Genomic DNA, 24,227 nt, shown 5'->3' on the forward strand with positions numbered 1-24,227 from the left:
AGGTGGATCATCTTGGTGCCGGTGTCGGCCTGCTGGCGGTTGTTCGTCACCGCGACCGAATAGAATTCGCCGACGCTGTTCTCGCCGTTCAGCACGCACGACGGGTATTTCCAGGTGATCGCGCTGCCAGTCTCGACCTGCGTCCACGACACCTTCGAATTGCGCCCCTGGCACAAGGCGCGCTTGGTGACGAAATTGTAAATCCCGCCCTTGCCGTCCGCGTCGCCGGGATACCAGTTCTGCACGGTCGAATATTTGATCTCGGCATCGTCCAGCGCGACCAGCTCGACCACCGCGGCGTGGAGCTGGTTCTCGTCGCGCATCGGCGCGGTGCAGCCTTCGAGGTAGCTGACGTACGAGCCCTTGTCGGCGACGATCAGCGTGCGCTCGAACTGGCCGGTATTCTCGGCATTGATGCGGAAATAGGTCGACAGCTCCATCGGGCAGCGCACGCCCTTAGGGATGTAGACGAAGGTCCCGTCAGAGAAGACCGCGCAATTCAGCGCGGCGAAGTAATTGTCGTGCTGTGGCACCACCTTGCCCAGCCATTTGCGGATCAGGTCCGGATAGTCCCTGATCGCCTCGCTGATCGACCGGAAGATCACGCCCGCGGCTTCAAGCTCCTTGCGGAACGTCGTGGCGACAGAGACGCTGTCGAATACCGCATCGACCGCGACCTTGCGCGCACCCTCCACCCCGGCGAGCATCTTCTGCTCCTCGATCGGGATGCCGAGCTTTTCATAGACCTTGAGAATCTCGGGATCTACCTCGTCGAGGCTCCCGACCGTGGCCCGGGCCTTGGGCTCGGCATAATAATAGGCGTCCTGGTAATCGATCGGATCGAGCCGCAACTTGGCCCAATCGGGCGGCGTCATCGTCAGCCACAGGCGATAGGCCTTCAGCCGCCAATCGAGCATCCACTCCGGCTCGTTCTTGCGCGCGGAAATGAAGCGGACGGTGTCCTCGCTCAACCCCTTGGGCGCGAACTCCTGCTCGATGTCCGAATGGAAGCCCCATTCGTACGCCTTGTTCGCAGCCGCATAAGCCTCCGCGTTCTTGGTGGCCATCTTCAGGAAATCCCAACTTCCGTTCGGGCTGAGCTTGTCGAAGCCCCGTCCTTGTTCTGTAACGTCAAAGAAAAGGACCGCCCTTCGACAAGCTCCCGGCAAACGGAGGGAGCGTTGGACAAACTCGCCAGGCTCACCCCCGCCAGCGCACCACGCACCGCACCATTGACCGCGTTCCAGTGCGGCTTCACGCGACAGCTTTCCTCGACGCAGCATTCGTGCGTGCTGCCCTCGACACAGGCGGTCAGCATGATCGGCCCCTCGATCGCCTCGACGATGTCGGCCAGGCTGATCGCCGCCGGCGGTCGCGACAGGCGAAAACCGCCACCAGTGCCGCGCGTGCTCTCGATCAGACCGGCGGCCGACAGGCGGCTGACCAGCTTCTGCACGGTCGGTAGCGGCAGCCCGGTTTCGACAGCGAGCAAAGTCGCATTGAGCCGCGTCGAGCCACCCCTCGCCCCACAGCTTCGCGCGGCGGCGGACATCATCACGACCGCATAATCAGCCAGCGAGGAAAGGCGCATTGTTACGACAACCTTAAATAGGACCTAATCAGTCCGATTGCCATGTGGGCGTTGACGGACGCGTCGTCAACCGCTCGCCGCCACGTCGATCGCATGGATGCCGCTTGATCATGCCTGGTCTAGGGTGCAGCCTGGCATCTGACTCCGCATGAGCTTTCCCGCCCGCCCCCTGCTGTTCACGCTTCCCGCCGAACCGGCACACCGCCTGACGATCCGCCTGCTCGCGGGCTGGGCGTCCGCCGGCTTGCCGTTCGCGCCGCAGCCGCCGGCATTGCCGGTGACCGTCGCCGGCATCACCTTTGCCAACCCGCTCGGGCTTGCCGCGGGCGTCGACAAGGACGGGCGAGCAATCGATGGATTCTTGGCGCTGGGCTTTGGCCATGTCGAGATCGGCACGCTGACCCCGCTGCCCCAGCCGGGCAATCCGCGCCCTCGACTGTTTCGGCTGGTGGCCGACCGCGCGGTGATCAACCGCATGGGGTTCAACAATGCAGGACTGGCCGCCGCGCTGCCCCGCGCCGAGCGCGCCCGAAGGCGTGGCGTGCTGGGGATCAATATCGGCGCCAACAAGGACGCCGCCGATCGCATCGCCGATTACGAACACGGCGTCGCCGGCGCCGCCTGCGTCAGCGATTACGTCACGATAAATATCAGCTCGCCCAACACCCAGGGTTTGCGCGACCTGCAACATGGCCCGGCGCTGGTCGAGTTGCTTGCGCGCGCGGCGGGGGCGCGCGGGACGACGCCGCTGTTCCTGAAGGTCGCGCCCGATCTTGACCACCGCCAGGTCGACGCCATCGCCCGTGCCGCGATCGATGCGGGGATCGACGCGCTGATCGTCGGCAACACGACGACTGCCCGCTTTACCCTCGCCTCACCGAATGCCGGCGAAAGCGGCGGCCTGTCGGGCGCCCCGCTCGCCGCGCTCGCCCGCCGGCGGCTGGCCGATTTCCGCACGGCCACGGGGGGCGCGTTGCCGCTGATCGCCGTCGGGGGCATCGGCGATGCGGGTGAAGCCTATGCCCGGATCCGCGCCGGCGCCAGCCTGGTCCAGCTCTATACCGCTTTGGTCTATGGGGGGCCGGGACTGCCCGCACGCCTGCTCCGAGACTTGGCGGCATTGCTGGCGAGGGACGGCTTTGCAACGGTAGCCGAGGCGACCGGCACGGACAGCTAGCGCCTCCGCATCACCCGTTCGGTGATGGCCTGGCCCTCGCGCCGAGGATCATAGCCGCCGTCGAACGCGCCATCACGCACGATCAGCCCCTGCAGGCCCGAATCCTCGCCCTGGCCCGGCCGCAGGGTGATGCCGCGCGCTGCCAGTGCGGCCTGCAGACCGGGTGAGAATTTGGTCACCTCACCGAAGAAGTTCCCCCCGGTCGCGACCAGATTGGGGAGGGCCAGCGCGTCCTGCATCGGCAGCTTCCAGTCGATCGCGCCGACCATCGACTTGCCGACATAGGCCAGGATCGCGCTGCCTCCCGCCGATCCCAGCGCGCCGGCAAAGCGGCCGTCGGCATCCAGCATGATCAGCGGCGTCATCGACGATCGCGGGCGCTTACCCGGCGCTGCCGCATTGGCGATCGGCCGGCCCTGCGCGTCGCGCGGCGCAAACGAGAAATCGGTCAGCTGGTTGTTGAGGAAGAAGCCATCGACCATCCGCCCGGTGCCGAAGATCGATTCAACCGTCGTCGTCATCGACACCACGTTGCCCGCGGCATCGCGGACGATGAAGTGCGAGGTGCCGGTCGGCTCGACCGTCGCGTCGATCGCTGCCAGCGTTGCGCCTGGCGGCATGCCTGCGGCAGGCGCTGGCGCCGCGCTGGTACCGATCAGCGCCGCGCGCGAGGCAACGTAAGCGGGATCGAGCAGGCCCGCCACCGGCACCTTGACGAACGCCGGATCGCCGACATACCGGTCGCGATCGGCGTACATCAGCCGGCTCGCCTCGGCGAACAGGAACCACGCCTGGGGGTCCTGCGGCCCGCGTGTCGCGATATCGGTGCGTTCCAGCATCGCCAGCAATTGCAGCAGCGCGACGCCGCTCGACGGGGGCGGGGGCACGCAGACGAGGTACACGCGGTAGTGGCCGCACAAGGGATCTCGCTTGACCGGGCGATAGCCGGCGAGATCGGCCAGCGTCATGGTCCCCGCCAGCGGTTCGGCATGCGTTCGCGCGACGATCCGCGCCGCCGTCGGCCCGGCATAAAGCGCGGCCATGCCCTGGCGTGCCAGACGGCCGAGGAATTCGGCATAGGCCGGGTTGCGCAGGCGGTCGCCGGTCCGAACCAGTTTGCCGTCGGGCCCGGTGAAATAGGTGCGGACGTCGGGAGCATCATTCTCCGCGAACTTGCCGGCCAGGAAACGCCCCAGCCGGGGCGACACGATGAAGCCGTCGCGGGCAACCCGCCCGGCATCGCCGAACAGGGTACGCCACGGCAATCGGCCATGCTCGTCATGCGCCAGCCCAAGCAGCCGCACCGCGCCGGGCACGCCGGTCGCGCGCCCGCTCAACACCGCCTCGTTGAACGGCATCGGCTTGCCGTCGGCGCCCAGGAACATGTCGGCGGTGGCCCCGGCCGGTGCCGTTTCGCGCCCGTCATAGAGGGTTATGCGGCTGGTTGCGGCGTCTAGATAAATCATGAAGGCGCCGCCGCCGATTCCCGAGCTCTGCGGCTCGACGAGCGAGAGCATCGCCTGCATCGCGACCGCCGCGTCGACCGCGCTGCCGCCGCGCCGAAGCACCGCCAGCCCCGCCTCCACCGCGACCGGATTAGCGGCGGCAACGAACACCCGGTCGTCGCGCGTGACCGTCGCAGGTTGCGATTCGCGTGTCGTGACGCACCCCGCCAGCACGGTTGCCAGCAGAACGGCAAGCGCGATTTTGGTCCGCCGCATCACCTGCGCCACGGTCGCATGCCCTGCATCATCGTGTCTCCGTTCGCCGCACCATGATGATAGGCATGCTAGGGTGGGGCTGTCGATGGCAAGCATGTGGCCGGTGCTGGCGAAAATCGCCTGGCGGCGGTAGACCGATGGCCGTCGCGGTGACACCCTGGCGCCTGCATCGCGATTTCGACGGGAGCATTGATGAGCCGGCAGATCGAGCGCTTTCCCAATCTGGTCGCAATGTTTCTCGCGCGCGCCGCAGCGGGAGGCGACGCGCCATTCCTGTGGCGCAAGACCCGCGGCAAATGGGTGGCGACCAGCTGGGCCGAGGCCGCGCGCCAGGTGGCGAGCCTGGCCAGGGCGCTCAAGGCCATCGGCCTACAGCCCGGCGACCGCGTGATGCTGGTCAGCGAGAATCGTCCCGAATGGTGCATCAGCGACCTGGCGGTGATGGCCGCCGGGTGCGTGACGGTGCCGACCTATGTCACCAACACCGAACGCGACCACGCCTATATCATCGAGAATTCGGGCGCGCGCGCGGTGATCGTGTCGACCGCGAAGCTCGCCCGCCCGCTGCTCCCGGCAGTAACCGCGTCCGCAGGGTCGATGGCCATCATCGGGATCGAGGAGCTGAAGCTCGGCCCGGCCGACGCGTTCGATCACCACGATTGGGGCCGGCTGATCGCCGACCACCCGGCCACCCCCGACATGATCGCCGCGGACGCCGGGCGCGATGACCTGGCGTGCATCATCTATACCAGCGGCACCGGCGGTACGCCGCGCGGCGTGCGGCAGCATCACGGCGCGATCCTCCACAATGTCGAGGGCTGTGTTGCGCTGATCGCCGAGGATTTCGGCTGGGCGGACGAAGTGTTCCTGTCGTTCCTGCCGCTGAGCCACGCTTATGAACATACCGGCGGCCAGCATCTGCCGATCGGGCTGGGCGCGCAGATCTATTATGCCGAAGGGCTCGACAAGCTGGCGTCGAACATCGCCGAAGTGCGCCCCACGATCATGGTCGTGGTGCCGCGCCTGTTCGAGGTGCTGCGGACCCGGATCACCAAGGCGGTGGAGAAACAGGGCCGCCTGCAGACCTATCTGCTCGACCGCGCGGTGGCCATCGGCCGGCGGCGCGGCGCGGGACGCATGCGGCTGCGCGACCGGCCTGTCTCGCTGCTGGTCGACGCGCTGCTGAAGCCGAAGATCGCCGCGCAGTTCGGCGGCCGCGTCAAGGCGCTGGTGTCGGGCGGCGCACCGCTCAATCCCGAGGTCGGCACCTTCTTCCAGTCGCTCGGCCTGACGTTCCTCCAGGGTTATGGCCAGACCGAGGCGGCACCGATAATCTCGTGCAACCGCCCCCGCGCCGGGATCAGGATGGACACGGTCGGCCCGCCGCTCGGCAATGTCGAGGTGCGAATCGCCGAGGATGGCGAGATCCTGGTGCGCGGCGAGCTCGTCACGCACGGTTACTGGCGCAACGAGGCCGAGACGCGGCGCGTTTTGCACGACGGCTGGCTGCTGACCGGTGATATCGGCGACATTGACGATGCCGGGCGGATCAGGATCACCGACCGCAAGAAGGACCTGATCGTCAACGACAAGGGCGACAACGTCTCGCCCCAGAAGGTCGAGGGGATGCTGACGCTGCAGCCCGAGATCAGCCAGGCGATGATTACCGGCGACCAGCGCCCCTATATGGTCGCGCTGCTGGTGCCGGATGCCGAATGGACCCAGCAATGGTGCGCGATGAGCGGATCGTCGTGCAACTTCGCCGCGCTCGCCGGCAATGCGGATTATCGCGCCGCGCTGATGGCGGCGGTCGACCGCGTCAACGGCGACCTATCGCAGACCGAGCGCGTCCGCCGCTTCATCATCGCCGACGAGCCGTTCACCATCGCCAACGAACAGATGACGCCCAGCATGAAGAACCGCCGCCACGTGTTGAAGGCCATCTATGGCGCGCGGCTGGACGCGCTGTATCGGTGAGGCGACGTCGGCGGCGGTGACAACCTACGGCGCGGCGGCCGACACACCCATCTTTGCCGCCACCGTCCTGGGCAGCACCTCCATCGTCCAGTCGGTGCCGGGCTTCAGGTATTTGGCCGCCACCGCCTGCAACGCCGCCGGGGTGGCATTGGCATAATCGCTGGCGATGCCGCGCACCGCGATCAGGCGGCGCGGGTCATAGGTCGCGCCGGCCAGCTGATCGAGCCAGAACGTGTTGCCCGTCGACGCGCGCAGGATATATTGCTGCATCGGCAGCTTGGCGCGCTGCAGCTCGTCGTCGCTGATCGGATTGGCGACCAGGTCGGCGGCAATCTCGCGCGACAGCTTGAAGAAGAGGGCGGTCTTGTCGGGCGGCACCTGCCCGATCGCGATCATCCGCCCTCCCGCCGACAGCCCCGTCGGCCAGCTCGACTGGACGTTGGGGCTGTAGCTCGCGCCGGCCGCGATGCGCAGGCGGTCGAACAGCCGGTCGCTGAACACCGCCGCCAGGATGTCGAGCTGGCGGCCTTCGCGGATGCCGTCGACACCCGCCCCGGTCGGCCAGGCGATCACCGCCACCGCCTGGTTTTCGGGCCCGTTATGCGTACGTACGACCGGATCGACGATATGGTCCGGAAAGCGGATCGGCGTTTCCGTCGCGGCCAATGCCGTACGGGGCTTGAGCGCGCCGAAGGTCGCGGCGACCGCGGCAACCGCGTCGTCGGCCTTGACGTCGCCGAACACCTGCACTTCGATCGGGCCGCTGGCGAGGATAGGCTCCCACAATCTGCGGAAATCGGCAGCTGTCATGCCGGTCACCGAATCGCGCGGCGGAATACCCCAGCGCGGATCCTTGGCGTGCAGCAGCCATTCGAGATCGCGCGAGAGCACGCCATCAGGCGAGGATTCGAGCCCCGAATAGCCGGCCAGCATCACCGCCTTGGCGCGCGCCACCGGATTGGGGTCCCAGCCCGGCGCGGCCAGCTTTTCGGCGATCAGCCGCAACTCGTCCTTGTAATCGGCGGGCGACGTGATCCCGCCGAGCACGAAGGCGTCGTCGTCGATCGAGAAATCCATCCCCAGCCGGCGCCCGGACGTCAGCTGGTCGAGCTGTTCCTGGCCGAGCCGGCCGATGCCGCTGGCGACCAGCGCGAGGTCGCCGGCCCAGGCCGGCGTCCGCCGGTCGGCGGGGAGTGCGTTATAGCCGCCACCCCAGCGCACGCGGACATAGACGCGCCCGGTCTCGCTGGGATTGGCGAACAGCATCAGCCGCACGCCGTTGGAATAGGTGACGCGTTCCATGTCCAGCTCGGGCAGTGCCTCCCGGCTGACCACCGTCGCCGGCTTGCCGAGCGGCGGCAGCCTGGAGAAGTCGACCCTTGCCGTGGCGGTGCGCTTGCCCGCCAGCTTCGACACGTCGGCCTTCAGCGCGGCGGCCAGCTTGGTGCCGGCGGCGGCATCCGGCTGGGGCGTCGAGACGAGGGCGCGGGTCTCTACCCCCTGGAAGATCTTCTTGCTCGACGCCAGGATCGACGCCGGGGTGAACATCCCCTTGGCCCGTGCGTCGGTGAAGATCGCATAGGATATGTCGGGCGCGGCCACCGTCTCGCGGATATCGAGCGCCGCGACCATGTTGTCGGCCTGTGCCGCGCCCGCCTCGACCCGGGAAGTTTCCACGCCGTTCTTCATCGCCGAATCATATTCGGCGAGTTCGCGATCGAGTTCGGCCTGGCTCGGCGGCCTGGTCTGGGCGTCGGCGATCACCGCGCGGACATCCTTCAGCGCCTGTTCCCAATTGTCGCCGACCGGCACGACGTTGACGAAGGTGCCGTTGACCGACCGCGATACGTCGTCGAGGCTGACCTGCGCCTGGAGAAAGCTGCCCCCGGCGCGGGCGCGCGTCTCCAGCCGGCGGCTGATGATCTGCGCGGCCAGCTGGTCGATCATCCGCTTCTGGTTGAAGATGACCGTGTCGGCATTGAACTTCCACGGCCGGATCACGCCCATCGTCACCAGCGCCGGCAGGCCGGGCTCGACCAGCGTGCCGGTGGTCGGCTGCCCCGGGGCGGGACTGCCGAAATCGGCGTCGGCCGGCGCCGGTCCGATCCCCTTCCAGCCCGAAAAGTTCTTGTCGACCAGCACTTCAAACAAGGTCGGGTCGAAATCGCCGGAGATGATGATGACGGTGCGTTCGGGGCGATACCATTTGTCATGAAACGTGCGCACGGTATCGGCGGTCGCCGCGAGCAGCGTCTCGTCGGTGCCGATCGGCGGGCGCGTCGCCATCGGCTGTCCGGCGAACAACGTCGCGCGCAGCGCGTCGGAAAAGCGGACCTGGGGCCCCGGCGCCTCGCGCTTTTCGGCGAGCACCACCGGACGCTCCGAATCGAGCACCTTCTGGTCGAAGGTGGGTCTGGCCATCATGCCCGAAAGGATCTTCAGGCTTTCGTCGACGCTTTCCGCCGACGCCTGCGGCAGGTCCAGCTTGTAGACCGTCTGGGTCGGCGTGGTCTGCGCATTGGTGTCGGTGCCGAAGGTCGCGCCGAACCGCTGCCAGGTGCGCTTCGCCTCGCCGTCGGCGACATACTGGCTGCCGCGAAACGACAGATGCTCCATCAGATGGGCGAAACCCAGTTCCTTCGGGGTCTCCATCAGCGAGCCGACGTCGATCCGGACCCGGATCGAGACCTGCCCGGGCGGCACGCCGTTCTTGCGCACCGCATAGCGCAGGCCGTTGGGCAGGGTGCCGAACCGCCAGTTGAGGTCGGGGGTGATGTCGCTGCCCTTGAACAGCCACGCCGACCGATCGACTTCAGGCCGGACCGCGAGCGCAACGTTCCCCGTTTGCTGCGCATTGGCGCGGGCCGGATCGTTCTTCCGGTCGGGAACGTCCTGGGCAATGGCCGGGATCGCGAGACCCAGGACGATCGCGGCGACCAGGGAAAAGCGCTGTGTGCGTGGATATATCGACATCAGCCCTGTCTAGCGGGCTTCGCCGGTCGCCGCCAGCCCGCGTCGGTATATCGCTGGGAGGGCCCCGGGCCGGAACCGCCGCCTAAGGCCGCGCTTGATAAGCGCAAGTCGTCACGCCACATACCGGGCATGCTGATCGAAACCGAAGCAACACCCAATCCGGCGACGGTGAAGTTCCTGCCTGGACGGACGGTCATGGAACACGGCACGCGCGACTTTGCGACGCCGGAAGAGGCCGAGGCCTCGCCATTGGCGGAAGCGCTGTTCGACCTGGGCGACGTGACCGGCGTTTTCTTCGGCCGCGATTTCGTGTCGGTCACCGCCGCGCCGGGAACTGCCTGGTCGGGGCTGAAGCCCGACGTGCTTGCTATCCTGCTCGATCATTTTTCGGCACGGATGCCGCTCTTCCATCCGGCGTCGGCCGCGGGCATCGGCGTGGCGCCCGACGATGGCGGGTTGGCCGACGATCCCGCCGATGCCGACATCGTCGCGCAGATCCGCGAGCTGATCGATACCCGCGTGCGGCCGGCGGTGGCCAATGACGGCGGGGACATCATCTATCGCGGGTTCGACAAGGGCAAGGTCTTCCTGCGGATGCAGGGGGCTTGTGCCGGCTGCCCGTCATCGACGGCGACGCTGAAGAACGGCATCGAGCAGCTGCTCAGGCATTATGTCCCCGAAGTGACCGAGGTGCGCGCGGTCTGACCGGCACCTCCCGCTGCTGATTGCATCCGTCAACTGGTGGGGCTGTCCAGGGACGCCTCGTCACCCCTGGAAAGGTAATGCCATGGCCGACAAGCTCGACGATGCCGCGCTCGACACGCTGTTCCGCACCGCGCGCAGCTATAACGGCTATACCGACGGTGCCGTGAGCGAGGCCGATATCCACGCCATCTACGACCTGGTAAAGATGGCGCCGACATCCGCCAATCAGCAGCCCGGACGCTTCGTCTGGTGCCACAGCGCCGAAGCCAAGGCCAAGCTCGCCGCCTGCACCGGCGAAAAGAACGCCCCCAAGGTCATCGCCGCGCCGGCGACGGTGATCATCGCCTATGACCGCGAGTTCCACGAGCACCTTCCCGAATTGTTTCCGCATGTCGACGCGCGGCCGTGGTTCGCCGACCCCGTCGCACGCGAACGTCACGCCACGCTCAACACGACACTGCAGGCGGGATATTTCATCCTGGCCGCCCGCGCGCTGGGTTTCGACACCGGACCGATGACTGGCTTCGACAATGCCGCCGTCGATGCCGCCTTCTTCGCCGATCGGCCCGATTACCGGTCGATCATGATCTCGACGTTCGGCCATGGCGACCCGACCAGCATCTTCGGCCGGCTGCCGCGTCCCGACTTCGACAGGTTCAACACTATTGTCTGACGAATGATTGCGGTAGCGGGGCCAATGATCCGCACGCTTGTGATCGAGACCGCCACCGCCGCCTGTTCAGTAGCGCTGGTCGCCGGCGACGTGATGGTCGGCCACGCCCATGAAGTGGTCGGCCGCGGCCATGCCGAACGGCTGGTCCCGATGATCGCCACGCTGCCCGACGGCGGTCGCGCCCAGGCGATCCTGGTCGATGTCGGGCCGGGCAGCTTCACGGGGATTCGCGTCGGGATCGCCGCCGCGCGCGGGCTGGCGCTGGGCTGGGGCGTGCCGGTCGCCGGGTTTTCGTCGCTGGCGCTGGTCGCCGCCGCCGCGTTCGGCCACGACCCCGGCTGCCGCCGGCTTGCCGTACTTCTGGAAGGCGGGCATGGCGAAGTGTTCATGCAGTCGTTCAACGCCCAGCCCTTCGCCGCCACCTCCGCCTTGGCCTCGCTGCCGCCGGCGGCAGCGCTGGCGGCGTTGGGCGGCCGCCGGGCCGTCGGCAACGGCGTCCGCTTCCTGGCCGCCATCGATCCGATGATCGAGGCGATCGACGCCCTGCCGGATGCCCGCGACATCACGCTGCTGCCGTCCGCCTGCCGCCTTCTGCCGCCGAGCCCCTGTTATGGCCGCGCCCCCGACGCCAAGCCGATGGCGATCGCGTCATGAGCACCGTGTTGATCGAGTTGCGCCAGGGCGGCATCGCCGATGTCGATCAGGTCGAACGCATCATCACCGAGGCGTTCGATCCCCGTTATGGCGAGGCGTGGACGCGCAACCAGGTGATCGGCATCCTGGCGATGCCGGGCGTCTGGATGACCCTGGCCGAAATGGCCGGCACGCCCTGCGGCTTCGCGCTGGCCCGCGGCATTGCCGGGGAGGCCGAGTTGCTGTTGATCGCGGTCCTGCCAACGGCGCGGCGGCGCGGTGTTGGTTCGGCATTGATGCGGTGCTTGCTGGCCGAGTGTCGGACACGCAAGATCGCCACGCTGCACCTGGAGGTGCGCGCGGGGAACGACGCCATCAACCTGTATCGCAGCACGGGTTTCGTGAAGATCGGCGAGCGCCGCGATTATTATCGCGGCGGCAACGGCCAGAGCTATTCGGCCTTGACGCTGCATCGCAAGATGGACTGACGGTACTGGCGACGGCCACCGGGGCGCCGGGGTGATCGCGCCGCCTGTTGCGACTCACTCTCCTCTTTCGCAATAAGCCCGCACGCCCTACATCGGATGCATGTCACGAAAAATCGATCTCGAGATGCTTTGCAACGAACGGGGTCTGCGAATCACCGATCAGCGCCGCGTGATCGCGCGGGTGCTGTCGGAAGCGGAGGACCACCCCGACGTCGAGAAGGTCTATGAGCGCGCCTCGTCGATCGACCCCGGCATCTCGATTGCGACGGTATACCGCACGGTCCGCCTGTTCGAGGAGGCCGGCATCCTCGATCGCCACGATTTCGGTGACGGCCGCTCACGCTACGAGCCCTCGCCCGAGGCGCATCACGACCATCTGATCGACGTCGAGAGCGGGCGGGTGATCGAGTTCGTCGATCCCGAGCTCGAACAGCTCCAGAAGCAGATTGCCGAGCGGCTCGGTTTCCGCCTCGTCGATCACCGGATGGAACTGTATGGAGTCAATCTCTCGCGCAAGGATTGACGCGGCCGCCGGTCGGCCGTCGCGCATTCCTCCGCTAGGCTGGGGGCGGATCGCACGGCGCGTGGCGGGCCTTGCGCTTGGCGTTCTGGTCTGTGTGCCACTCCACTTCCTGTGGCGGCTGGTCAGGGCGCCATCCCCCTGGCCGCGGCTGTTCCTGGCCTATGCGGGTCGGGTGGCAGGCGCGCGGGTGACGGTGACCGGCACGCCGTTGCGCCGCGACGTATTCTTCATCTCCAACCATTGCAGCTGGATCGACATCCTGGCGATTGCGGGCGCGAGCGGCAGCGCGTTCATCGCCAAGGCCGAGCTGCAGCGCACGCCGATGATCGGCTGGCTGGCGAACATGAACCGTACCGTGTTCGTCTCGCGCGAGGATCGGCTGGGCGTCGCCGAACAGATCAACCGCCTGCGCGCGGCGATGGCGCGCAACTGGTCGGTCACCGTATTTCCCGAGGGTACGACCACCGACAACCGATCGCTGATCCCGTTCAAGTCGCCGTTGCTCAAGGTGCTGGAACCGCCGCCGCCCGGGGTCAGGGTCCAGCCGCTGATGCTCGATTACGGCGCGGTCGGCCCCGACATCGCCTGGATCGGCGTGGAGAACGGACGCGACAATGCGCTGCGCGTGCTGGCGCGACGGGGCAGCTTTGCGGTGCGCCTCCATTGCCTGGAGCCATTCCACCCGCGCGACTTTTCCGGCCGCAAGGCGATCGCGGCGGAAAGCCAGCGCCGCATCCGCGACGCGCTGGCCGAGGCGATGGGCCGCCCGGTGCCGGACTTTATCGGTCATAACGCCTGGGCGGGCAAAACTCCTGACAATATTGGACAGGATTTGCTAACGGCCTGCCATGACCGCTTCTCCCAAGACATTCCACGTCAAGAGCTTCGGCTGCCAGATGAACGTCTATGACGGCGAGCGGATAAGCGAGCTGATGGCGGCGCAGGGGATGACCGCGACCGGCGAGGCGGGCGATGCCGACCTGATCGTGCTCAATACCTGCCACATTCGCGAGCGGGCGACCGAGAAGGTCTATTCGGACATCGGCCGCCTGCGCAAGCATGCCCGCAAGCAGGGGCGCGGCCCGATGATCGCGATCGCCGGCTGTGTCGCCCAGGCCCAGGGCGACGAGATCGCTCGCCGCGCCGGGGTCGACGTCGTCGTCGGGCCCCAGGCCTATCACCACCTGCCCGCCCTCGTCGCCCGGGCGGCGCGCGGCGGCCTCGGCATCGACATGGACATGCCCGGCCTGGCCAAGTTCGCCGCGCTGCCGGCGCGGCGCAAGGTCGGGCCGACCGCGTTCCTGACGGTGCAGGAGGGATGCGACAAATTCTGCACCTATTGCGTCGTTCCCTATACGCGCGGGGCAGAGATCAGCCGGCCCTGGACCACGCTGGTCGACGAGGCGAAGGCGCTGGTCGATGCCGGCGCGCGAGAGATCACGTTGCTCGGCCAGAACGTCAATGCATGGCGCCAGGGCGACCGCGATCTCGGCGCCTTGATCCGCGAGCTCGATCATATTCCCGGCCTCGCGCGGATCCGCTATACGACCAGCCACCCCAACGACATGACCCAGGGGCTGATCGACGCGCACGCGCACGTCGAGAAGCTGATGCCGTTCCTCCATCTGCCCGTCCAGTCGGGCAATGATCGCGTGCTGAAGGCGATGAACCGCAGCCATTCCCGCGACAGCTACCTGCGCATCCTCGACCGGGTGCGCGCGGCACGGCCCGACATCGCGCTGTCGGGCGACTTCATCGTCGGCTTCCCGCAGGAGACCGAGGCCGAGTTCGCCGACACGCTTAGCCTGATCGATGCAGTCGGCTATGCCCAGGCATACAGCTTCAAATACTCGCCGCGCCCGGGCACCCCGGCCGCCGACATGGCGGGACAGATGCCGGCAGAGGTGATGGACGACCGCCTGCAGCGCCTCCAGGCCAGCCTCAACCGCGATCAGGCGGCGTTCAATGCCGCGACGGTGGGACGCACGTGCCGGGTGCTGATCGAGCGCAAGGGCAAGCTGCCGGGGCAGTTGATCGGCAAGAGCCCATGGCTGCAATCGGTGCACCTGACGAGCGAGGCGAAGATCGGCGCGCTGGTACAGGTCGACCTGATCCGCGCCGATCCGAACAGCATGGCGGGTGCGGTCGGGATGTCGGCGGCGGCTTGAAGTCTCGTGCGCTTGAACGAAGCGAAAATGGACCAACCGCCCCTTTTTAGCTGTCTTGCCCGCCGCCGCTCTGTCATCCTTCGACACGGATGAATCATACCCGCCTCCCCGAGCACCACGGAAATCGCGTGGCTCGTTTCCATACCCTCGCGCGTTTGCCCGATCCATACTCCCCGTCCTGGCCCAAAGGAGCCGCATGAGCCGCAAGCCCGTTCCCGCGCAGATCGGCGACCGCAGCCGCGTCGAGCTGACCTTCGACAAGCCCCAGCTGCTCGCGCAATTGTTCGGCCAATATGACCGCAACCTCGTCGCCTTGGAACACCGGCTGGGCATCTACATCACCGCGCGCGGCAATCGCGTCGGGCTGGAGGGCACCGCCGAACAGGTGGCGATGGCGCGCGACGTGCTCAACGACCTCTACAAGCGTATCCAGCGCGGCGAAGACCTCGACGGGGGACTGGTCGATGCGTCGATCGCGATGGCCGCCGAACCGACGCTGGAGGGCATCATCCGTGCCGTGCCCGGAGGTAATGGCGACCCGTCAATCATGATCCGCACGCGCAAGAAGACGATCGTCCCCCGCACGCTGGCCCAGGCGCAGTACATGCGCGACTTGACCGGCCACGACATGATCTTCGCGCTGGGACCGGCCGGCACCGGCAAGACCTATGTCGCGGTCGCGCAAGCGGTCGCGCAGCTGATCAACGGATCGGTGCAGCGGCTGATCCTGTCGCGTCCCGCGGTCGAGGCCGGCGAGAAGCTCGGCTTCCTGCCGGGCGACATGAAGGAGAAGGTCGATCCCTATCTGCGCCCGCTCTATGACGCGCTCAACGACTGCCTGCCCGCCGAACAGGTCGAGCGCCGCATCCTGTCGGGCGAGATCGAGGTCGCGCCGATCGCGTTCATGCGCGGCCGCACGCTGGCCGACGCCTTCGTGATCCTCGACGAGGCGCAGAACACGACGCCCGCGCAGATGAAGATGTTCCTGACCCGCTTCGGGCAGAACAGCCGGATGGTGATCTGCGGCGATCCCAACCAGGTCGACATTCCGGGCGGCGTCGTCGCCTCGGGCCTGAACGACGCGGTCGTGCGGCTGGAGGGCCTGGAGGGCATTGCGGTGGCGCGGTTTACCTCAACCGACGTGGTACGGCACCCGATCGTCGGTCGCATCGTCGAGGCTTATGAGGGAACAAGCGGTTGATTGCAGGGATATCCCGACATATAATTGGATATCCATGGAGGGCGGTCGTGGCTTCTCTTTACATCAAGGACAGCGAGACCGCGGCCTTGGCCAGCGAAATTGCCGGAAAACTTGGCAAGACCAAGACAGAGATTGTTCGTGAGTTGCTTCGCGCGAAGAAGGCCGAACTGGAGGTTCTGGAGCCCAAGGCCAATTTGGTCGAATGGATGGAAGAATATCATCGTACGCATCCCCGCCTGGAGCCGACCGGGCTCAAGGCAGACAAGGCATTCTTTGACTGGTTGTCCGGCGAAGAGGACGTGGATGACCCTTTTCATTGATGCCTCCGCGCTTGTCGCTCTTGCCGCCGATGAACCCGAACGCCGGGCACTTTCCGCACGTCTGGCAGATGACAACAACCCCATCTGGTCGGCCATGACGTATTGGGAAGCGGTTTCTGCCCTGTGCTGGTCATACAAGCTCGACGCGCCCGCGGCACGCCATCGTATCGTCGAGGTTCTGGCACCAATGCCAATCCGTCTGGTCACGATCGGAGCAGTAGAAGCCGATCTCGCGCTCGAGGCCTATGAACGGTATGGCAAGGGCCGGCACCCCGCCAGGCTTAATCTGGGCGATTGCTTTGCATATGCCTGCGCCAAGGCCAATGGCGCGCAATTGCTCTACAAGGGCGGTAACTTCGCCCGGACGGACCTCGCCTGATGCTTGACATCGCCATCACTCGCGAAGATCCATGGCCCCATCATGACTGGGACGCGCTCGCCGCCGCTGCGGCGCAGGCGGCGATTTGTCTGACGCCGTATGGCGACTGGCTCGGGGGTCCGGCAACCATCGAAATTTCGGTCCGGCTCACCACCGACGACGAGGTCCACGCCCTCAACCACCAGTATCGCCACCAGGACAAGCCGACCAACGTGCTGAGCTTCCCGATGGTGCAGCGCGACCTGCTCGATGCCGTCACGCTCAATTCCGACGATGGCGAGGTGTTGCTGGGCGACATCGTGCTGGCGCATGACGTCTGCGCCGCGGAAGCCGCGGAGCGCGACATCGACCTGGCCGCGCACGCCGCGCATTTGATCGTGCACGGCACGCTGCATTTGCTAGGCTATGATCATATGGACCCGCGCGAGGCGGAGGCGATGGAGGAGATCGAGGCGCGTGCCCTGGCCTCGCTCGGTATCGCCAATCCCTATCTGATCCACGAGGATTGATCACTCTTATGCCTGAGGGCCAAAGTACCGGGGACACCGGCGAAAATAGTCTCTGGCGCAAGTTGATGGGGCTGTTCGGCGACGCGGAGCCGTCGTTGCGCGACCAGCTGGAAGACATGATCCGGCGCCATGAGGGCGATCCCGCCCCGGATGCCAAAGGTGACCTGACCCCGCTGGAACGCCAGATGGTCCGTAACCTGCTCCATTTCGGCGAGCGTGATGCGGGCGACGTCGGCGTGCCGCGCGCCGACATCGTCGCGGTCGAGGAAAAGACCAGCTTCACCGATCTCGTGGCCTTGTTCGCCGATGCCGGGCATTCGCGCCTCCCGGTCTATCGCGAGTCGCTCGATAAGGTCGTCGGCATGATCCACATCAAGGACGTGTTCGCGATCCTGGCAAATGGCGCCCCCTCCCCCGACGGGATCACCGCGCTCGTCCGCCAGCCGCTCTACGTGCCGATGGCGCAGGGCGCGCTCGACCTGCTCGCCGACATGCGCCAGAAACGCGTCCATCTGGCGATCGTGCTCGACGAATATTCGGGCACCGAGGGATTGGTGACGATCGAGGATCTGATCGAGGAAATCGTCGGCGACATCGAGGACGAGCATGACGACGCGCCTGAAGCGCTGCTCGTGCCGCTCGACGGCGGCGCCTGGGATGCCGATGCGCGGGTCGAGCTGGAGGATGTCGCCGCGATGATCGACCCGAAGCTGACTGCCCCTGACGAGGATGTCGATACGCTGGGGGGGCTGGCGGCGGTACTGGCGGGGCGCGTGCCGGTGCGGGGCGAGCGGCTTGATACGCCAAGCGGCTGGACGATCGAGGTGATCAATGCGGACGAACGCCGTGTCCAGCGTGTCCGGCTCCACCCGCCCCGGCCGGTGCCGGAGAACACCGACGATTAGAATGCAGGCTCAACGCCTGTGATCGATTTTTTCGCTATCGTAGATCAGATTAACTCATTGCATAAATCATTGCGGGAAGGAGCCGCCGAGTTCAGTGTCCGCTCAGCAAGCCGCAACGACGGCGCGCATGTCCCTATCCCTGCGCGAGCGCCGGGGACAATGAGGAGCAGAGAGATGGACGCAATCACTGAAGGCAGCCCGCTGAGCGCGCCAGGCAAGCAGCCCGCCGCGCTGCGCACGTTGCTCGGCCGCACCAATCGCGACTGGTGGCCCAACCAGCTGTCGCTCGAGATCCTTCACCAGAAGGGTCTTACCGGCAACCCCATGGGCGATGATTTCGACTATGCGCAAGCGTTCCGATCGCTCGATTATGACGCGCTGAAACGCGATCTCACCGCGCTGATGACCGACAGCCAGCCCTGGTGGCCGGCAGATTACGGTCATTACGGCCCGTTCTTCATCCGCATGGCGTGGCATTCGGCCGGCACGTACCGTACCGGCGACGGCCGCGGCGGCTCGGGCGCGGGGCAGCAGCGTTTCGCTCCGCTCAATTCGTGGCCGGACAACGGCAATCTCGACAAGGCGCGCCGCCTGCTCTGGCCGATCAAGCAGAAATACGGGTCCAAGCTCAGCTGGGCCGACCTGTTCATCCTCGCCGGCAACGTCGCGATCGAATCGATGGGCGGCCCGACCTTCGGCTTTGGCGGCGGCCGCGCCGACGTGTTCGAGCCCGAAAAGGATATCTATTGGGGCACCGAGGAGGAATGGCTCGGCCAGACGCGGATCGACGAGGAGGCCGGACTGGCGCTGGAGACTCCGCTCGCCGCCATCCAGCACGGCCTGATCTACGTCAATCCCGAAGGACCCGGCGGTTGCCCGGACCCGATCGGCTCGGGACGCGACATGCGCGAGACCTTTGCCCGGATGGGCATGAACGACGAGGAGACCGTCGCGCTGACCGCCGGCGGCCACACCTTCGGCAAGGCGCACGGCGCGGGCGACCCGAAGCTGGTCGGCAAGGAGCCGGAAGGCTCCGACATCGCCAGCCAGGGCCTGGGCTGGACTTCGACCCACGAGAGCGGGATGGGCGACCATACGATCACCAGCGGCATCGAGGGGTCGTGGACGCCGACGCCGATCACCTGGGACGACAGCTATTTCCATATGCTGCTCGACTATGAATATGAACTGGTGAAGAGCCCCGCCGGCGCGCATCAGTGGCAGCCGGTCGACCAGGCGCCGCAGGACCTGGCGCCGGGCGCGCACAGCCCCAACCGCCGCGTGCCGACGATGATGACCACCGCCGACATGGCGCTGAAGAAGGACCCTAGATACCGGGCCATCTCCGAACGGTTCCGCGACAACCCCGGCCAGTTCGCCGACGCCTGGGCGCGGGCATGGTTCAAGCTGTGCCATCGCGACATGGGCCCCAAGATCCGTCTGCTTGGGCCCGAGGTGCCGGCCGAGGACCTGATCTGGCAGGATCCGATCCCGGCCGCCGACTACAAGATCATCGAGACTAACGAAATTGCCTCGCTGAAGCTGATGATCGCGGCGTCGGGTCTCTCGGTCGCCGAGCTGGTGGGCACCGCCTGGGCGTCGGCCTCGACCTGGCGCGGGTCCGACCATCGCGGCGGCGCCAACGGCGCACGCATCCGCCTCGCGCCGCAAAAGGATTGGGACGTCAACGAGCCCGCGCAGCTTGCCAGGGTGCTCGCCGCCTATGAGGACATCAAGCGCGACTTCGACGCGCAGGCGGCAGACGGCAGGAAGGTGTCGATCGCCGACCTGATCGTGCTGGGCGGCTCGGTCGGCATTGAGAAGGCGGCGCATGACTGCGGCCAGGCGATCGCGGTGCCGTTCATCCCCGGCCGCACCGACGCGACCCCCGAGCAGACCGACGCCGAGAGCTTCGACGTGCTCGAGCCCAAGTGCGACGGCTTCCGCAACTACCTCCAGACGCGCTACAACGTGCCGACCGAGGAGCTGCTGGTCGACCGCTCGCAATTGCTGGGCCTCAGCGCGCCCGAAATGACGGTATTGGTCGGGGGCTTGCGCGTGCTCGGCGTCAATCACAGTGGCGCCGCCAAGCACGGAATGTTCACCGATCGCCCCGGGCAGCTGAGCAACGACTTCTTCGTCAACCTGCTCGACATGCAGACCGCGTGGCGCCAGGTCAGCGACGAGAGCGACGAGGAGTTCGTCGGCACCGACCGCCACACCCATGAGCCCCGCTGGACGGCGTCGCGCACCGACCTGGTGTTCGGCTCTAACTCGCAGCTGCGCGCGCTGGCGGAGGTCTATGCCTCGGCCGACGCGGGGGGCAAGTTCGTCAAGGACTTTGTCGCGGCGTGGACCAAGGTGATGAACGCCGACCGCTACGATCTGGTCGCGGCTTGACCTCCCGTCCCCGGCGCGCGTGGCGTCGGGGACCTGCCGGTTGCCGCCGCCCGTTCCTCTCCCTATCGTGGCGGCATGCGCCAGCGAATCCTGATCGGTCTTGCGCTCGTCCTGGTCGTGCTGGGCGGGCTGTATCTCCTGTTTGCCCAGCCCGACGAAGCCCGGTTGAGCGTCGCGGCGGTTACCGGGCGACGGCCCGAAATCACCCCGCCCCGCGCGCAATTGTGGCCGACAATGGGAACCGCCCAGGCGGTCGGCTGGGGCGATGGCGCGACCCCCAGGGCAGCCGCCGGGCTGAAGGTCAAGGCGTTCGCCACCGGGCTGGAGCATCCGCGCTGGCTGCACCGCCTGCCCAATGGCGACGTGCTGGTCGCCGAAAGCAATTCGCCGCCGCGCGCGACGCGCGGGATCGCCGACATCGTGATGGGCTGGCTGCTCGGGCGCGTCGGTGCCGGCGGCGCCTCGCCCAACCGGATCGTCCTGCTGCGCGACGCGGATGGCGACGGCGTGGCGGAAAGCCGGTCGGTGCTGCTCGACGGGCTCAACTCGCCCTCGGGCATGGTGCTGATGGGGCAATGGCTCTACGTCGCCAACACCGACGCGCTGGTCCGCTATCCGTTCACCCCCGGCCAGACGCGGATCATCGCCCCGCCCGAACTGATCGTGCGCTATCCCGGCGGCGGCAATCACTGGGCGCGCAACGTCATCGCCGCGGAAGACGGCCAGTCGCTTTACCTGTCGGTGGGATCGTCGAGCAACATTGCCGAAAACGGGCTCGACGCCGAAAAGCTGCGCGCCGACATCCTTCAGGTATTTCCCGACCGGAAGACCTTCCGCATCTATGCCGCCGGCCTGCGCAACGCCAACGGCATGGCGCTGGAGCCCCACAGCAACACGCTGTGGGCGGTGGTCAACGAACGCGACATGCTGGGGTCGGACGGCCCGCCCGATTACATGAGCCAGATCGAGATCGGCGACAATTTCGGCTGGCCGTGGTTTTATTGGGGCGGCTATCCGGACCGCCGCGTGAAACCCGAAAACCCGGGCCTGCAGGAATATTCGAAGCGTCCCGATTATGCGCTGGGGCCGCATACGGCATCATTGGGGCTGACTTTCGCCGCCGGCGCCACGCTTGGCCCGGCCTTCGCCAGCGGCGCGTTCATCGGCCAGCACGGCTCGTGGAACCGACAGCCGGCGTCGGGTTACAAGGTGATCTTCGTGCCCTTTGGCGACGACGGTTTTCCGGCGCGCGGCGCGATGCCGGTGGACGTCCTGTCCGGCTTTCTCGATGGCGAAGGTCGCGCGCAGGGGCGACCGGTCGGCGTCGTGCTCGATCGTACCGGCGCGCTGCTGGTGGCCGACGATGTCGGCAACACGATCTGGCGGGTCAGCGCCGCGGCGCCGGTAAAATAGGGATCATTCGAGCAACCTGGGCGCTTCCTTGGCCAGCTTGGCGCGAATGCGGTCGGCGAACAGCGCGAGGAAGGGCGGCAGGTCGACCGTCGCGATCACGCGCTCGTCGCGCACGTCCAGCCGGCCGGCGACGCGCTGCCCCAAGGCCGCCACGGTGAACGCCATGATGTCCCCCTGCCAATGATGGTCGACCGCCGCGCCGCCGGGAAACCAGCCGGCAAGCTGGCCGATGCCGGCGTCGATCCGCCGCCGCGCTTCGGCCAGACCCAGTTTGTGCGGTATGTCGACGGTAATCGGCTCGCTCATCTATCACCTCAAGCTCGCGAACAGCCCCGCCACGATCACGTGGCGAACAGCATCGCATCATCGGCAAACGCCTTGAACTCCAGCGCGTTGCCCGACGGATCGCGGAAGAACATCGTCGCCTGCTCGCCAGGCTGACCAACGAAGCGGACGTGCGGTTCGATCCCGAACACGATCCCCGCCGCCGCGGCCCGCGCCGCCAGCGCGCGCCAGTCGTCCATCGCCAGCACGACGCCGAAATGCGGCACCGGCACGTCATGGCCGTCGACCGGATTGGTCAGCCCAGCCGCCCCGGCCGCAGGATCAAGGTGCGCCACGATCTGATGCCCGAACAAGTCGAAATCGATCCAGCGCTCGGCGCTCCGGCCCTCCGGGCATCCGAGCATACCGCCGTAAAAGGCCCGCGCGGCGTCCAGATCGTGGACCGGAAAGGCGAGATGGAAGGGACAGGGCATGCGCCGTTGCTACCCGATCAGACGCTAGGTGCGAAGAGGGGCGGAGCGGTCGCGTGGCATGACGGCCATTGCCGCGCCGCCGCCGCACGGCGATAGCCGGACGATGCGCCGCCTTGCTCCGCTTTACCCGCTCGCGCTCGGCGCGCTGGCCGCAACCGGGTTCGCGCCGTTCGGCTGGTGGCCGATGACGCTGGTATGTTGTGCCCTGTGGCTGGTCGCGGTGCACCGCGCGGCGACGCCGCGCCGGATGCTGCTGATCGGCTGGCTGTTCGGCGTCGGCCATTTTGGCGTCGCCAACATCTGGATCCGCCAGGCATTCGATTTCCAGGACGCGATGCCGCATTGGCTCGGCTATCTGGCGGTGCTGCTGCTTGCCATGTACCTCGCCATCTATCCGATGCTGGCCGCGGGGCTGGCTTGGCGGCTGGCCCGTCCCGCCGCGCGCGGAGCACCGGTGGCGGCTCTGGACGGCGCCTTCGTCTGCGTCGCCGGGGCGGGCTGGATCGCGACCGAATGGCTGCGCGGTACGATGTTTACCGGCTATCCGTGGGATCCGCTGTCGGTCATCTGGGTGCCCGACGTCGCCCGGGTCGCGCGGCTGACCGGCACCTATGCGCTGTCCGGGCTGACGATCGTCGCCTCGGGGATGCTGGCGATGCTGGTCGCCGGCCGCTGGCGGATGCCGCTCGGCGGGGCGGCCATTGGCGGCGCCCTGTTTATCGCGGCCTATGCGCCTTCGCCCCCATCGCCCCCCGCCGGCGGACCCCTGCTCCGCGTGGTCCAGCCCGATCTGGCCGAAGAGGAGCGGCCGACCCCCGATTATCCCGAGAACAACTTCCAGGCACTGGCCCGCTGGTCGGGGCGCCCGCCCGGGCGCCCCCGGCTGATAGTATGGCCGGAGGGCGCGCTGCGCTATCCGGTCGAGGACGGCTATCCGCGCTATATCTACAGGGAAATGGGTAACGCGACGGCAGCGCGTGCGCGCATCGCCTTCCTGCTCGGCGATCGCGACCTAGTGCTGACCGGCGCGCAGCCGATGTATTTCGGACGTGGCGGCGATCTGGTCGCGGCGACCAACGCAATCGTCGCGATCGGTCCCGATGCCCGCCTCCATGGCCGCTATGACAAGGCGCACCTCGTTCCCTATGGCGAGTATCTGCCGCTCAGGCGGTTGCTCGAAGCGATCGGGCTGTCGCGGCTGGTGCCCGGCGACATCGACTTCATTCCCGGCCCGGGTCCCCGCTCGCTGGACCTGCCCGGCTTTGGCCGAATCGGGATGCTGGTCTGCTATGAAGTGATCTTTTCGGGTGCGGTCGTTGGCCCAGGAACGCGCCCGCGCCTGCTGTTCAATCCATCGAACGATGCCTGGTTCGGCGAGATCGGGCCGCTCCAGCACCTCCGGCAGGCGCGGCTGCGCGCGATCGAGGAGGGCCTGCCGATCGTGCGCGCGACGCCGACCGGCATCTCGGCGGTGATCGGCGCCGATGGCGGGCTGATCGCCGCGCTGCCGCCGCACGTCGCCGGCGCGATCGAGGTTCCGTTCCCCCGTCCCTTGCCGCCGACACCATTCGCGCTGTGGGGCAATGCCGTCGCCGCGCTGATCGCGGGGCTGTTGATGATTAACGCGATTGCCATTCGCCGGCTGGACCGTTAGGGCACCAGCTCATATAACGATTTCTTTATACGGGCATGGAAACGGCCCGCTTCCCGCCA

23 protein-coding genes are annotated in these 24,227 nt (G+C 67.2%); 17 read left to right on the forward strand and 6 right to left on the reverse strand.

All coding sequences use genetic code 11. The annotated features are described in order from the left end of the window. Window positions 1–1,067 (reverse strand): Fe-S cluster assembly protein SufB (gene sufB, locus ACFE7K_RS09320; protein WP_375397914.1); only part of this gene is annotated, 1,067 nt, incomplete at its 3' end. Between the two features lie 2 nt (window positions 1,068–1,069). Then, window positions 1,070–1,591, reverse strand: coding sequence for an RrF2 family transcriptional regulator (locus tag ACFE7K_RS09325; protein ID WP_375397915.1), 522 nt, complete (start codon window positions 1,589–1,591; stop codon window positions 1,070–1,072). 148 nt (window positions 1,592–1,739) lie between these two features. Here ACFE7K_RS09325 and ACFE7K_RS09330 point away from each other — a divergent pair, with 148 nt between their 5' ends. Continuing rightward, window positions 1,740–2,768, forward strand: a complete 1,029-nt coding sequence (locus ACFE7K_RS09330) for a quinone-dependent dihydroorotate dehydrogenase (RefSeq protein WP_375397916.1) — start codon at window positions 1,740–1,742, stop codon at window positions 2,766–2,768. On the opposite strand, the gene ACFE7K_RS09335 is transcribed toward ACFE7K_RS09330, so the two are convergent. Then, on the reverse strand, window positions 2,765–4,489 hold the full coding sequence (locus tag ACFE7K_RS09335; RefSeq protein WP_375397917.1) for a gamma-glutamyltransferase family protein: 1,725 nt from the start codon (window positions 4,487–4,489) through the stop codon (window positions 2,765–2,767). The genes ACFE7K_RS09330 and ACFE7K_RS09335 overlap by 4 nt on opposite strands. 192 nt (window positions 4,490–4,681) lie before the next feature. Here ACFE7K_RS09335 and ACFE7K_RS09340 point away from each other — a divergent pair, with 192 nt between their 5' ends. After that, window positions 4,682–6,466 carry an AMP-dependent synthetase/ligase gene (locus ACFE7K_RS09340; protein WP_375397918.1) on the forward strand — a complete coding sequence of 595 codons (1,785 nt, stop codon included), beginning with the start codon at window positions 4,682–4,684 and terminating at the stop codon, window positions 6,464–6,466. A gap of 24 nt (window positions 6,467–6,490) precedes the next feature. Here ACFE7K_RS09340 and ACFE7K_RS09345 read toward each other — a convergent pair whose 3' ends face one another. Further along, window positions 6,491–9,439: a M16 family metallopeptidase gene (locus ACFE7K_RS09345; RefSeq protein WP_375397919.1), complete on the reverse strand. Its 2,949-nt coding sequence runs from the start codon at window positions 9,437–9,439 to the stop codon at window positions 6,491–6,493. 129 nt (window positions 9,440–9,568) lie between these two features. Between ACFE7K_RS09345 and ACFE7K_RS09350 the strand changes: the two genes are divergently transcribed. The 14 genes from ACFE7K_RS09350 (at window position 9,569) to ACFE7K_RS09415 (ending at window position 21,756) form a co-directional block, all read left to right on the forward strand. Then, a complete protein-coding gene (locus tag ACFE7K_RS09350; RefSeq protein WP_375397920.1) occupies window positions 9,569–10,144 on the forward strand; it encodes a NifU family protein in 576 nt (191 codons plus the stop codon). Window positions 10,145–10,226: 82 nt separating this feature from the next. Next, window positions 10,227–10,817: a malonic semialdehyde reductase gene (locus ACFE7K_RS09355; RefSeq protein WP_375397921.1), complete on the forward strand. Its 591-nt coding sequence runs from the start codon at window positions 10,227–10,229 to the stop codon at window positions 10,815–10,817. A gap of 24 nt (window positions 10,818–10,841) precedes the next feature. Beyond that, window positions 10,842–11,471 carry a tRNA (adenosine(37)-N6)-threonylcarbamoyltransferase complex dimerization subunit type 1 TsaB gene (tsaB, locus tag ACFE7K_RS09360; protein WP_375397922.1) on the forward strand — a complete coding sequence of 210 codons (630 nt, stop codon included), beginning with the start codon at window positions 10,842–10,844 and terminating at the stop codon, window positions 11,469–11,471. After that, window positions 11,468–11,938, forward strand: a complete 471-nt coding sequence (locus tag ACFE7K_RS09365) for a GNAT family N-acetyltransferase (RefSeq protein WP_375397923.1) — start codon at window positions 11,468–11,470, stop codon at window positions 11,936–11,938. Before tsaB ends, ACFE7K_RS09365 begins: the two co-directional genes overlap by 4 nt. Before the next feature lie 100 nt (window positions 11,939–12,038). Beyond that, entirely contained in the window at window positions 12,039–12,461 is a 423-nt protein-coding gene (locus tag ACFE7K_RS09370) for a Fur family transcriptional regulator (protein ID WP_375397924.1), read from the forward strand. Next, on the forward strand, window positions 12,433–13,371 hold the full coding sequence (locus ACFE7K_RS09375; protein WP_375397925.1) for a lysophospholipid acyltransferase family protein: 939 nt from the start codon (window positions 12,433–12,435) through the stop codon (window positions 13,369–13,371). Before ACFE7K_RS09370 ends, ACFE7K_RS09375 begins: the two co-directional genes overlap by 29 nt. Then, window positions 13,310–14,629, forward strand: a complete 1,320-nt coding sequence (miaB, locus tag ACFE7K_RS09380) for a tRNA (N6-isopentenyl adenosine(37)-C2)-methylthiotransferase MiaB (protein ID WP_375397926.1) — start codon at window positions 13,310–13,312, stop codon at window positions 14,627–14,629. The genes ACFE7K_RS09375 and miaB overlap by 62 nt, the downstream gene beginning before the upstream one ends. 196 nt (window positions 14,630–14,825) lie before the next feature. Continuing rightward, a complete protein-coding gene (locus ACFE7K_RS09385) occupies window positions 14,826–15,830 on the forward strand; it encodes a PhoH family protein (protein ID WP_375397927.1) in 1,005 nt (334 codons plus the stop codon). 47 nt (window positions 15,831–15,877) lie between these two features. Further along, window positions 15,878–16,150, forward strand: coding sequence for a type II toxin-antitoxin system VapB family antitoxin (locus ACFE7K_RS09390; RefSeq protein WP_375397928.1), 273 nt, complete (start codon window positions 15,878–15,880; stop codon window positions 16,148–16,150). After that, a complete protein-coding gene (locus ACFE7K_RS09395; protein ID WP_375397929.1) occupies window positions 16,134–16,529 on the forward strand; it encodes a type II toxin-antitoxin system VapC family toxin in 396 nt (131 codons plus the stop codon). Before ACFE7K_RS09390 ends, ACFE7K_RS09395 begins: the two co-directional genes overlap by 17 nt. After that, window positions 16,529–17,038 carry an rRNA maturation RNase YbeY gene (ybeY, locus tag ACFE7K_RS09400; protein ID WP_375397930.1) on the forward strand — a complete coding sequence of 170 codons (510 nt, stop codon included), beginning with the start codon at window positions 16,529–16,531 and terminating at the stop codon, window positions 17,036–17,038. Before ACFE7K_RS09395 ends, ybeY begins: the two co-directional genes overlap by 1 nt. Window positions 17,039–17,046: 8 nt before the next feature. Continuing rightward, on the forward strand, window positions 17,047–17,943 hold the full coding sequence (locus tag ACFE7K_RS09405; RefSeq protein WP_375397931.1) for a hemolysin family protein: 897 nt from the start codon (window positions 17,047–17,049) through the stop codon (window positions 17,941–17,943). Window positions 17,944–18,117: 174 nt separating this feature from the next. Then, on the forward strand, window positions 18,118–20,343 hold the full coding sequence (katG, locus tag ACFE7K_RS09410; protein ID WP_375397932.1) for a catalase/peroxidase HPI: 2,226 nt from the start codon (window positions 18,118–18,120) through the stop codon (window positions 20,341–20,343). A 75-nt stretch (window positions 20,344–20,418) separates the two neighbouring features. Continuing rightward, window positions 20,419–21,756, forward strand: coding sequence for a PQQ-dependent sugar dehydrogenase (locus ACFE7K_RS09415; protein WP_375397933.1), 1,338 nt, complete (start codon window positions 20,419–20,421; stop codon window positions 21,754–21,756). A gap of 3 nt (window positions 21,757–21,759) precedes the next feature. Here ACFE7K_RS09415 and ACFE7K_RS09420 read toward each other — a convergent pair whose 3' ends face one another. Next, a complete protein-coding gene (locus ACFE7K_RS09420; RefSeq protein WP_375397934.1) occupies window positions 21,760–22,062 on the reverse strand; it encodes a polyhydroxyalkanoic acid system family protein in 303 nt (100 codons plus the stop codon). A gap of 35 nt (window positions 22,063–22,097) precedes the next feature. Continuing rightward, the gene (locus ACFE7K_RS09425) at window positions 22,098–22,514 is read right to left on the reverse strand and encodes a VOC family protein (protein ID WP_375397935.1); all 417 of its coding nucleotides are present in this window, start codon (window positions 22,512–22,514) and stop codon (window positions 22,098–22,100) included. A gap of 103 nt (window positions 22,515–22,617) precedes the next feature. Between ACFE7K_RS09425 and lnt the strand changes: the two genes are divergently transcribed. After that, a complete protein-coding gene (gene lnt / locus ACFE7K_RS09430; RefSeq protein WP_375397936.1) occupies window positions 22,618–24,168 on the forward strand; it encodes an apolipoprotein N-acyltransferase in 1,551 nt (516 codons plus the stop codon). The last annotated feature ends 59 nt before the right edge of the window (window positions 24,169–24,227 follow it).

The sequence above is a fragment of the uncultured Sphingomonas sp. genome (assembly GCF_964244265.1).
GTDB lineage: Bacteria > Pseudomonadota > Alphaproteobacteria > Sphingomonadales > Sphingomonadaceae > Sphingomonas.